At 68.9% G+C, this 10,090-nt stretch carries 10 protein-coding genes and 3 pseudogenes; 6 read left to right on the forward strand and 7 right to left on the reverse strand.

What is annotated here, in order from left to right; genetic code table 11:
- Nucleotides 1-507 precede the first annotated feature (507 nt).
- Together ACZ60X_RS41500 and ACZ60X_RS41505 are read left to right on the forward strand one after the other, a co-directional pair.
- Nucleotides 508-1,740 (forward strand): IS4 family transposase, encoded by a 1,233-nt coding sequence (locus ACZ60X_RS41500; RefSeq protein ID WP_469610595.1) that lies wholly within the window; start codon nucleotides 508-510, stop codon nucleotides 1,738-1,740.
- Nucleotides 1,741-2,135: 395 nt separating this feature from the next.
- Nucleotides 2,136-2,671: pseudogene (locus tag ACZ60X_RS41505) on the forward strand (hypothetical protein).
- On the opposite strand, the gene ACZ60X_RS41510 reads toward ACZ60X_RS41505, so the two are convergent.
- A complete protein-coding gene (locus tag ACZ60X_RS41510) occupies nucleotides 2,628-3,545 on the reverse strand; it encodes an IS5 family transposase (protein ID WP_469610597.1) in 918 nt (305 codons plus the stop codon). The pseudogene ACZ60X_RS41505 and the gene ACZ60X_RS41510 sit on opposite strands and share 44 nt — an antisense overlap.
- Before the next feature lie 409 nt (nucleotides 3,546-3,954).
- On the reverse strand, nucleotides 3,955-4,380 hold the full coding sequence (locus tag ACZ60X_RS41515) for a DUF6003 family protein (protein ID WP_469610599.1): 426 nt from the start codon (nucleotides 4,378-4,380) through the stop codon (nucleotides 3,955-3,957).
- A 411-nt stretch (nucleotides 4,381-4,791) separates the two neighbouring features.
- On the opposite strand from ACZ60X_RS41515, the gene ACZ60X_RS41520 reads away from it, so the two are divergent.
- A protein-coding gene (locus ACZ60X_RS41520) for an IS3 family transposase (RefSeq protein WP_469610601.1) occupies nucleotides 4,792-5,963 on the forward strand; the annotation gives its coding sequence in 2 pieces (ribosomal slippage) (nucleotides 4,792-5,056 and nucleotides 5,056-5,963; 1,173 coding nt in all).
- Between the two features lie 32 nt (nucleotides 5,964-5,995).
- Here the strand turns inward: ACZ60X_RS41520 and ACZ60X_RS41525 are convergent.
- The 4 genes and pseudogenes from ACZ60X_RS41525 to ACZ60X_RS41540 form a co-directional block, all read right to left on the reverse strand.
- A pseudogene (locus ACZ60X_RS41525) lies at nucleotides 5,996-6,142 on the reverse strand (RNA polymerase sigma factor SigF); the annotation flags it as partial.
- 247 nt (nucleotides 6,143-6,389) lie between these two features.
- Complete coding sequence (locus ACZ60X_RS41530; protein WP_469610602.1) at nucleotides 6,390-6,545, reverse strand: DUF6131 family protein; 156 nt, start codon at nucleotides 6,543-6,545, stop codon at nucleotides 6,390-6,392.
- Between the two features lie 95 nt (nucleotides 6,546-6,640).
- Entirely contained in the window at nucleotides 6,641-7,138 is a 498-nt protein-coding gene (locus tag ACZ60X_RS41535; protein ID WP_469610604.1) for a hypothetical protein, read from the reverse strand.
- Between the two features lie 26 nt (nucleotides 7,139-7,164).
- Nucleotides 7,165-7,722, reverse strand: coding sequence for a hypothetical protein (locus ACZ60X_RS41540; RefSeq protein ID WP_469610606.1), 558 nt, complete (start codon nucleotides 7,720-7,722; stop codon nucleotides 7,165-7,167).
- Between the two features lie 324 nt (nucleotides 7,723-8,046).
- On the opposite strand from ACZ60X_RS41540, the gene ACZ60X_RS41545 reads away from it, so the two are divergent.
- Entirely contained in the window at nucleotides 8,047-8,592 is a 546-nt protein-coding gene (locus ACZ60X_RS41545) for a hypothetical protein (protein ID WP_469610608.1), read from the forward strand.
- Between the two features lie 62 nt (nucleotides 8,593-8,654).
- Here ACZ60X_RS41545 and ACZ60X_RS41550 read toward each other — a convergent pair whose 3' ends face one another.
- A complete protein-coding gene (locus ACZ60X_RS41550; RefSeq protein ID WP_469610610.1) occupies nucleotides 8,655-9,140 on the reverse strand; it encodes an ATP-binding protein in 486 nt (161 codons plus the stop codon).
- A 157-nt stretch (nucleotides 9,141-9,297) separates the two neighbouring features.
- Between ACZ60X_RS41550 and ACZ60X_RS41555 the strand changes: the two genes are divergently transcribed.
- Nucleotides 9,298-9,600 (forward strand): STAS domain-containing protein, encoded by a 303-nt coding sequence (locus ACZ60X_RS41555; protein ID WP_469610612.1) that lies wholly within the window; start codon nucleotides 9,298-9,300, stop codon nucleotides 9,598-9,600.
- A gap of 171 nt (nucleotides 9,601-9,771) precedes the next feature.
- A pseudogene (locus ACZ60X_RS41560) lies at nucleotides 9,772-10,090 on the forward strand (hypothetical protein); the annotation flags it as partial.

The following is a 10,090-nucleotide window of genomic DNA, read 5'->3' on the forward strand; positions in this document are numbered from 1 at the left end:
CCGGCTCGCACCCAAGCCCCTCGCCGGACACCGACATCCGCCCGCAGGGCCCCGCGTCCGCTCCTGGCCCGCCCACCTCTCCAGGGCTCCCCGGCAGCCGCTCGTGTTGGCCCCACCATGCCATTCTCCGCCGGTCCACGCCGACGGACGCGGGCACCGTAAGCGCGTGCCATGAGCTCTCCTCCCTCATGCCGTTGCCCCCCGTCTACCCCGGCCAGGGGGACTTCGGCAGGGCCTGTGTTGGCCAGCGCACGTCCCGGAGGGGAGCGGCACCGTGCTTCCTGCCCCCACAGCAGGAAGCACCCGCAACGCTTCCAAGGCGGCGCCCGGGACCTTCGAACGAGTGGGGCGGGACCGCCCACAGGGCGACCCCGCCCCAGGTCAGGAGCCGGCGACGAACTCTCGCGCTGCCTGGCACACTGGTCGCGGTCGTCGCGCGGCTGCTTCCCCTGATCGGCCTAGGGGCAATACCGGTAACTTAGCGACAATCCGGTCGTTGTTGGTGGTGTGGCAAGAGCGGGTCAACTGACGTCATCTGGTGAGCGGTTGTCGGACCGGATCGCGGTTGGGGTGCTGACACAGGCGTTTCCTCAGTCGCTGGTGGACGAGGTGTTGGCGGAGACGGGGCGGGTGCAGCAGCGGAACCGGCTGTTGCCGGCCCGGCTGGTGGTCTACTTCGTGTTGGCGATGTGCCTGTTCTCCGGGCAGAGCTATGAGGAGGTCGCCCGGCTACTGACCGCAGGTTTGCAGGGTGCTCGGCGCTGGCGCACGTCATGGGTGGTGCCGAGTACGGCGGCGATCTGGAAAGCCAGGTCCCGGCTGGGGGTGGCGCCGCTGCGGCAGTTGTTCGCGAGGGTGTGCCGTCCGGTTGCCACACCGGACACCCAGGGTGCCTTCTACCGCGACTGGCGGCTGACCGCGATCGACGGCACCACATTCGACCTGCCCGACACGAAGACGAACGTGGAGGCGTTCGGCCGTCCGCCCCGCTCCGGGCGCGGTGAACAGGACGTCGGATACCCGCAGTTGCGCATGGTCGGACTGGTGGAGTGCGGCACCCACGCCGTCTTCGATGCTGCGATCGGAGCTCTGCGCACCGGGGAGCGGGCTCTGGCCCAGTCGGTCCTGGTGTCCCTGCGGCCGGGCATGCTGCTGCTGGCCGACCGCGGCTTCTACGGCGTGGACCTGTGGCGCGCAGCCGCGGCCACCGGGGCGGACCTGCTGTGGCGAGTCCGCAAGGACCTCGTGCTGCCGGTGGTCGAGCAGCTGCCGGACGGCTCCTACCTCACTGAGATCTTCGGCCGCAGCGACATCCACCACACCCGTCGTGGAGTGCCGGTACGTGCGGTGGAATACACCATCGCCGGCCATGAGGGCGTCTACCGGCTCCTCACCACGATCCTCGACCCGGACCAGGCCCCGGCCTCGGAACTGGCCGCCCTCTACGCCCAGCGATGGGAGTTGGAGTCCACCCTCGACGAAATCAAGACCCACCTCGGCGGGCCGCACCTGGTACTGCGTTCGCAGCACCCCGACGGGGCCGAGCAGGAACTGTACGGCTTCCTGCTCGTCCACCACGCCATCCGGCACCTGATGCACCAGGCGGCACGACAAGCCGACCGGGACCCCGACTGGATCTCCTTCACCCGCTCACTGCGCGTCGTGCGCCGCCAGGTCACCCACCAGGCGGCGTTTTCCTCCCGGCAGACTCGCCCGCGCGGTCCAAGCCACCCACGCTGAACTCCTCGAACGCCTCCTGCCACGGCGCCACCGACGGGCCAACCCCCGCGTCATCAAACGCAAAGTCGCCAACTGGCCGCTCAAACGCGTCGCCCACCGGGCTGCAGACCGCCCACCCACCGCGACCATCACCCTCGTTGGCGCCACCAAACCCAAACGGGTCAAACGCACACCAAAACCCTAAGTTACCGGTATTGGGCCTAGGGGAGTTGTTCGGCCTGGGACTACCTGCCTCATGCGGTCGTCGCCCTGCAGGGGCCGTCTTCGGCGATGCCACCGTTCAGAAGCTGTTGTCTTTTCGGGCGTGATCGACGCGTTTCCGCTGGTCGGGGATAGGAGCGGTGATTCCGTGGGAGCCGTGGCCTGTCGGGTCGTCGCTCCCCGGGAGGTCATGAATGCCGTCAGTCGTCGGACTGCTGGATCAGCACGAGCTCGCCGCTCGCCGTCGAGTCGACGGGCTGCGGGAGGAGGCCGACCGCATCCAGGCCGAACTGGCCGCGGCCGAGCAGGAATGGCAGGAGTGGGCGATTGCCCGCAGGCGGGTCGACACGGTGCTGGCTCCAGACGGTGGCAACACCGCCGGCACCGAGGTCACTGAGGGTCCGCGGGATGCGGACGCGCCGCTGGAACCCCGGGACGCCGCGAAGCCGAAGTCGCAGGTGTCGGTGTGGCGTGAGGGCCTCGACGGGCGGTGCTGTCGGTGGACTACCAGCGCATCCTCACGGCGCTCGTGGACCGGGACCGGCTCCATCAAGGGCCGCTGACCTGCCAGGAGATGGCCCATACGTTCGGCATGGACGTGGTCCCGGCACGAGTGGAGGCACTGCGGTCGAAGGCGAAACGCCTGGTCGCGCGGGGCTGGTTGGCCGAGCGGCAGCCGGGGCGGTTCACCCTCGCCCAGGGCCCGGCCGGGCAAGTCGGCGCGTCATGAGCAGGGTCATCGACCAGTAGACCATCGCCTCGGCACTGGCGGTGCGCCGCTCGAAGTCGCGTACCAGACGGCGGCTTCGCATCAGGTGGGCGAAGAGACGCTCGACGATCCACCGCTTGGGCAGCACCACGAAGCCGCGCATGTCGTCGCTGCGTTTCACGATCGCCAGAACCAGCGCGAACGCGGCCAGGCAGTGCTCGACGAGGCTGCCGGTGTAGCCGCCGTCGGCCCAGACCAGCTCCAGCCGGTGGTGCATGTCGGCGACCTGCCCGAGCAGCACCTGGGCGGCGATGCGGTCGCCGGTGTCCGCGGCGGTGACCATCACGCCCGGCAGAAGGCCGAGCGTGTCGACCACGACATGCCGCTTGCGGCCGTTGATCAGCTTCCCGCCGTCGAAGCCCCGGCTGTCCGCTCCGACCACGGCGTCCGCTTTGACGGACTGCGAGTCGATCACTGCGGCCGTCGGCTCCGCATCCCGCCCCAGCTCCTCGCGGACCCTCGCGCGCAACCGGTCGTGGAACTCCTTGACCAGGGCGTTGTCGCGGCAGCGGCGGAAGAATGCGTAGATGCGGTCCCACGGCGGGAAGTCGGCGGGCATCGCCCGCCACTTGATCCCGTTGTCCACGAGAAACCGGATTGCATCGAGCATGGCCCGGTGGCAGTCCCCCTCCGGCCGGCCGCCCCGGCCGCGCATCCAGCCCGGCACCGGCAGCAGCGGGCGGATCACGGCCCACTCCCCGTCCGTCATGTCCGTCGGGTAGCGACGCTGCCGCGTCCCGTTGTCGGCGGCGTTTCCGAACCGGTGAGCCAGGCAGTCGCACTCCCAGGTGACCGCACTGGACCGCCCGGCCATCGGCACGCAAGACTGCTGCACCAGGGGCTCCTGCTGCTGCTCGGTGATTCGACACCCACGAGCTGTTCAGGAGGCCTGTTCGTATGCGCCCAGCGCCCCGCGACCACCCGATCGGGACTCCCGTTCGACGTGCATCTCCCAAGATCGAAAAGACAACAGCTTCTCAGGTCTTCCAACAGGACGATGCAGATGGCGATCCGCGTGCGAACGTCCTGATCACAGCGTGGGGCGCTGGTGGGTGATTGGGGACAGCTACCACCTGAGCGTCAAATTCGGCATGTTGCAAGGACCGGGTACGAAGTTCGGCGGGTTGGACGGCCGTCCGGCCGACGGTGAAGAATTTCTGCGACGGACCATGGGGCACTGGCTCGGTATCGGCGGGCAGTGCCCGCACCGTGCGCATGACCGCATCCAGCAAGGGAACTCCGGCTCAGCGCCCGGCCGCGGCCCTGACTACAGCCATGTCCTCGCCGGTGAGTTCGGCGACACGGTTGGGTGGGAGGCCCGCGGCCAGTGCCCGGGCGAGCATCTCGTCACGGCCGTGGGCGCAGTCACGGTATGCGAGGAGTTCGGCCTCGACCTCAGCCAGGGCTTCTGGAGCCGTGCGGTGGCGCAGTCGGCTCAGTTCCTCGTCGGTCAACGGAACCGGCAGCCGCTCCGCCTTCTCCGGGATGGCCCCGGTGTGCTCGGGCGGCGCGAGCCGCAGCCGGGGAGACGCCTCCGACGCATGCTGCGCGTTGAGCCAGGCACGCACGGCGGGGGTCTCCATGCAGGCGAGTGCTCCCACGGCGGACGGTGGCACGCCTGGCGTCTCAGTGGGTTCGTCTACGAGAAACAGGTACGCGTCATCAGTCATGGCATGCTCCTCGTCCCAGGTTCCTGAACCGGTGGCATCCCTTTACCCCGTTCGCCTCCGCACAGCCGCAGGAATCGTTCCCGTTGCGGGACATTCGGGTGGCACGTGGGCTCTGGTCATCTTGCGCACCTGACCGCACAAGCCACAGGGACGCATTCCGCTGGCGCAGGGCGATGGCAAGAGTCCCGGGGGTCGCTTTTCAGGCCCTGCGGAGAGCAAGGCCGCTGACCAAGGGGGTGGATCGTGTCGGCTGTGCCGCACTTTGAAAACGCTCACTCAAGGCACCGCTCTGGAGGTGAGCTCATGGCTGTCAGCGAGAAGCCCCGCGTCAAGGTGGAGCCGATCCGGGCCCTCCACCTTGATCGTGGACACCTCGACACTGGATCTTGCATTCAGGCAGAGGAGTCCCGAGTGGGGACCTACAAGCACTCGGCGGAGTTCCGGGCCGACGCGGTGGCGCTGGCTCGTTCGTCGGGCCGGCCTGTCTCACGCATCGCCGCCGAGCTCGGCGTGAACCACGAGACCCTGCGGCAGTGGATCAAGGCCGCGGGGAAGGCCGAGACGCCCGAGGCGGTCGCGGAGTCCGCGAAGGACGCGGAGATCGTGGTCTTGCGCAAGCAGGTCCGCGAGCTGGAGATGGAACGCGACATCCTGCGCCGGGCGGCCAAGTATTTTGCGGGCGAGACGAACTGGTGAGCCGCTTCGAGTTCGTTGCCGACCACCGCGACGCCTTCGGCGTGAAGCGGCTGTGCACCGTACTGAACCTGTCGAGGTCCGGGTTCTACCGCTGGTTGAAGGCCGCACCGGCGCGGGCAGCGAAGAAGGCTGCCGACGCCGTGCTCACCCGGCGGATACGCAAGGTCTACGCAGAGTCGGGGAGGACGTACGGGGCCAAGCGGATCACCGCCGAGCTCCGTGCGGGCGGTGTGATGCTGAACCGCAAGCGCGTCGAGCGGCTCATGCGCCAACACGGTATCCAGGGGCGGAGGTTGAAGCGGCGGCACCGCACCACCATCCCGGATCCCGACGCCCAGGCGGTGCCCGATCTGCTGCCGCGGAACTTCACCGCGTCCGCCGCCGACCGGGCATGGGTCGGTGACATCACCTACCTGCCCATCGACGGCGGGAAGTTCCTGTATCTGGCCACCGTCATCGACGTGTTCTCCCGTCGCCTGCTGGGCTGGTCGATGGCCGATCACATGCGGGCCGAACTCGTCACCGGCGCGCTCCACGCGGCCGTCCGCACTCGTGGCGGCCGGGTGGACGGCGTCATTTTCCACAGCGATCCCGGGGCTCAGTACGGTTCGAAGGCGTTCGCCGACGTCTGCCACCGGGCCGGGATCCGCCGGTCTATGGGAGCGGTCGGCACCTCCGCGGACAACGCCGCCGCGGAGCCGTTCTTCGCCTCGCTGAAGCGGGAGATCCTGCCCGGCCGGCGCAGCTGGCCGACCGCACGAGCCGCCCGGCTCGCAGTCTTCCGCTGGCTCGGCTTCTACAACCACCGGCGCAGACACTCCCCGATCGGCTACCTCGCGCCGGTCGCCTTCGAACAAAGATCAACTACGCTGGCCATCGCTGCATGACAACCGGTGTCCACGATCAAGGTGGAAGCCCCGTACTCGGGCGTGCCCTCTTCCAGGACCGCCAGCTGCTCGAAGAACAGCCGGGAGAGTTCGCGGGCGTCCCTGGGCGCCACCTGGGAAGGGTCGGTGACTTCGGGCAGCTCGGTGGTCTGCGTGTCCAGCGTGCTCATGAGCGCCATGAAGGTCCCCTCCTGGATCCGAACTCGTGCCATGGGCCGCTTCGAAACGGCCGACGGCACGGCGGCTACCCCTCATTTTCCACCCATGTCTGCCCCCGCCCCATTTAGGGGCGGGGCCCTGAGCTGGGGATCTGCAGGAGGGCACCTGGGCCGGTGCCGAGCCGCCACAGACAATCAGCGGGCTACGGATGCGATGGCGTCGCGGGTGCGCGGATTGGGCCGCTGGTCGGGGCAGGCCCGGTGCGGTCTACCAGTAGTGGCGTCGGCCGCCGACGGCGTGTCCCACGGAGCCGAGGAGGAACAGGACGAGTCCGATGGCGAGCAGGATGATCCCGATCGTCCATAGGATGCCGATGTGCAGGATGAACCCGACGATGAGCAGGATGACGCCGAGGGCGATCACGGTGGCCTCCTTCTTCTGCGACCAGGTGTGCCGGCCGCTGATGGCGGCGCCATGTGAGGCGTCGCCGGCTGTCGGCTCCGCGGGGGTGGGGGGCGTCAGGTGGTGAGCAGGCGGTTGAAGAATGACCGGTAGTGGCGCAGGGCGGTGCGCAGGGCTTCGGTGTCCGCTTGGCCGCTGCGGTTCCACTGTTCTTCCAGTTGTTTCTTGCGCTCGTCGAACGTGGTGGCGAGTGTCTGCATGACGTTGGCGACCAGGCCGTCGGCTGCCTGTACGGCCTCGCGGGGGTCATCGACGAACGTGTTCTGGATCTTCTCCCAGCGTTTGTGGAAATCGTCCTCGTCCTGCGGTTTCAGCAGCTGCGGGGTCTCGTCGGCGTCCGCGCTCTGCTGCGCCGTCGCCTCCCCAGTCGCGGGGGCATCCGTGGGACGGGACTCGGTCTCGTCGCCGGTGGCGGTCCTCTCGTCACCTTCGCCGGGGAAGACCGGGGGCGACGATGCGGCGCCCGGTGGTTCGTCCACCGTCTGGTGCGGCTGGGCGAAGTCCGCGGTGGACAGGCCGCTGTCAGAGCTTTCCGGCGTGTTGCCGCGCTGCATGGCTCCTACGGGTTCGGGCACGGGTGTCAGGCCGGGGTGCGGCGGGACTGGCCGCCGTCGGAGAGCAGCTCGTCGAACAGGGCGCGGTAGTTCACCATGGCGCTGCGCAGCTGCTCGGTGGTGGCCTTGTGGCCCGCGCTGAGCGTGTCGATCTCGTGGGCGGCCCGGTAGTGCTCCAGGGTGCGGCCGTGCTCCACGGAGAGGTCCTTCATCTGCTGCTCGAAGCCCTCGGTGGGGTAGCCGCGCGCCTGCATCAATGAGGTGACCAGCCGGTCCGCGTCGTGCACCGCGTCCTCCGGCCGGTCCACGAACTCCTGCTGCACGCCCTCCCAGTCCCGGGCGAAGCGGTCCCGGGCACTGTCCGGCAGCGGCTTGATGTCGAGTTCGTCATGGCGCTTGGCGCGCTCGCTGAGCTCAGGCTCGGCGGCGAGCTGGCTGTCGGCTCCCTGGACCGTGCGCTCGTACTCCGGGCCGAAGCGTTCACGCAGCCTGCGACGCCGCATGAAAAGAGCCAGGGCCGACACGATCAAGGCCACGACCACCACAGCGGGAATGACGATCGCCAGAAGAGTTCCTGTAGACATCGGACCGCCTCCCGCCCGACCGCTTGTCTCCCCTAAAGGGAAATCAATCAATCAGGGCAATTCACCCATACGGTGATACCCGGGCGAGTCCCGAAACATACCTTCGCCTGCCCACACCCCCCCCGGCGGGCGCGCGGGCGGCCGCGGCCGGCCGGGTGCCGGCCGATCCCCGGGGAGCGTCACCGTCCCTGCCTGCACACTGAAGTCCCTTACCAGGGGGCAAGCACCCCTCGTACATGCCCCCACTGCCATATGGCATAGGTGGTGCGGCAACGGGAAACTCGGTGCTGACATCCCTTGAAAGACCGGAGGAAGGAACTCGACATGAACCAGGTCAAGGAGAGTTCATCGGATCTTCCTCAGCCGTTGCGGGCCATCGCCTCCACTCTGCGCCGCTTGCCCGGAGCCGAGCAGGTGACCATGGCCGCCGACAGTGCACTGGACCGAATCGCAGCCGTCTCTCCACGCGGCCGCCGGATGGCGGTCTACACCGGAGCCGGGGTCCTCGGCGTCGCCGGAGTGGTGGAATGGCCCGTAGCGCTCACCGGAGCGGCCGTCGCCTGGCTGACCCAGCCGCGCACCCGGCCCAGCGAGCACCCCCCGGGTGACATGGCAAAGGACGCCAGGCGGCCGGCTGCGTCCGGTACCGGCACTGCTCCCTCGGCAACTACGGGCACGGGGACCTACGGCGTCGGCGACAGGCTGGCGCCCTCCCATTCCCACCAGGACCGCCCCGCAGATCACCCGCATGAGCAACCGGCCAGGGTCGGTGACGCTGCCACGGCGTCGGCGCTCAAGCAGGTCGCGGAGGCCTCCGCGCACCATCCCGAACCGCACCCGTCCGAGGAGGACTCCCAGAGGCGTGCCTGACGTCAGCTGACGAGACTCTTTACCGCCACGCTGCGGGTCGACCGGGTGCGAGGCGAGGCCGGCTACAGGGGCTGGCGCCCAGAGATGGCGCCGCCGGGGTCGTCGGCCAGGGCGATGCGGGCGGTGATGCGTTTGCCGACGGGCTCACGCTGTGCTTCGAAGCCCTGGGCGACGGCCATCACGATTTCCAGGCCGTGCTGTCCCACCCGGCCGGCGTCCGCGGCCCGGGCGATAGGCAGTACCGGGTCGGAGTCCCACACCACGACCTCGACCGTGTCACCGGTGATGTGCAGGTCCAGGAGCACCGGGCCCGGGGCGTACTTGCGGGCGTTGGTGACCAGCTCGCTGACCACCAACTGCGTGAGGTCCATGGCCCGCTGGGAAACCGGCAGCCCGTGGTCGGCCTGGACGCGAGTGAGGAAATCGGCAGCCAAATGGCGGGCCTGGGCGATGACCGTGCCGTCTCCGACCAAGGCCACCGTGGTCTGCAGGGCCCGCTGGCCGGGCGTGGTGGCGTCCTCACCACGAGTGGCACTGGTTTCATCCACAGCCGCCTTCACTCCCCGTTCATCTCCGCGCGTCTTCCCGCTCCGGGAAGGATGACACCTGATACGCCTCTGTGACCTCCGTCTCGCCCAGGCGTCACCTGATACATGCAGGGCAGCGATCGGCGGACGAAGGTCTGGCTGCGCCGGCAAGACAGACATGGCTGAGGGAGAAGCGGCGGACACACAGAAGGCTGAGCAGACGGGCAGCCTGTCGGTGGTGGTCACTGCCACCGACGGCATCCGCGTGCTGATCCTCGCCGGGGAGATCGACCATGACACCGGTGACGCCCTCCGCCAGGCCCTGGAAGCGGCCGGCGCGCCGCACCCCCGCGTCGTGGTGGACCTGCGGCAGGTGACGTTCATGGACTCCAGCGGCATCAACATCCTTCTCGTCGCCCGCCGGCCTCTCACCGAGGCCGCGGCGGCTGGCTGCGCCTGGCCGCTGTCGGTGAATCCGTGATGCGCACCCTGCACATCGCCGGTGTTGATGCCGTCACCGACTGCCGTGAAACGCGCCGCCACGCGCTCACCGACTGAGTCTCTTCTCGCCGGCTGCTCATGCGCAGGTGGTGCCCCACTGGGGAGTGTCTACAGTAATCAACGGCGGATCCGATGATCAAGGAGACGCCTGATGAGCGAGGCCATCACCGAGCACGGGACCGTGGAAGAGCCGGTCGTCGAGTCGGCCGCGGAGGCGGTGTCGGACGAGCAGTTGATCGCGATGCTGGTCGACCGCGCCCGCAATGACGGGCTGCAGCTGACCGGGGAGGGCGGGCTGCTGCAGCAGCTGACGAAGCGGGTGCTGGAGTCCGCCCTGGAGGGCGAGATCACAGTCGGTACGCAACCGGTGAATGACCCACGTGGGGCAGGTCGGGCAGCAGCGCCCGCTGCAGGTGCTCGGCGGTGGCCTGAACCTCCGTGTGCAAACGGGCGTTGTCCGTGTGCAGGGC

The organism is Streptomyces sp. NPDC104106 (assembly GCF_055584345.1).

Excerpts from the sequence above, each read along its gene's own strand:
- ACZ60X_RS41535 (WP_469610604.1), bottom strand. The coding sequence starts at position 7,138 with ATGCAGCGCGGCAACACGCCGGAAAGCTCTGACAGCGGCCTGTCCACC.
- ACZ60X_RS41555 (WP_469610612.1), top strand. The coding sequence starts at position 9,298 with ATGGCTGAGGGAGAAGCGGCGGACACACAGAAGGCTGAGCAGACGGGC.
- ACZ60X_RS41545 (WP_469610608.1), top strand. The coding sequence starts at position 8,047 with ATGAACCAGGTCAAGGAGAGTTCATCGGATCTTCCTCAGCCGTTGCGG.
- ACZ60X_RS41540 (WP_469610606.1), bottom strand. The coding sequence starts at position 7,722 with ATGTCTACAGGAACTCTTCTGGCGATCGTCATTCCCGCTGTGGTGGTC.
- ACZ60X_RS41515 (WP_469610599.1), bottom strand. The coding sequence starts at position 4,380 with ATGACTGATGACGCGTACCTGTTTCTCGTAGACGAACCCACTGAGACG.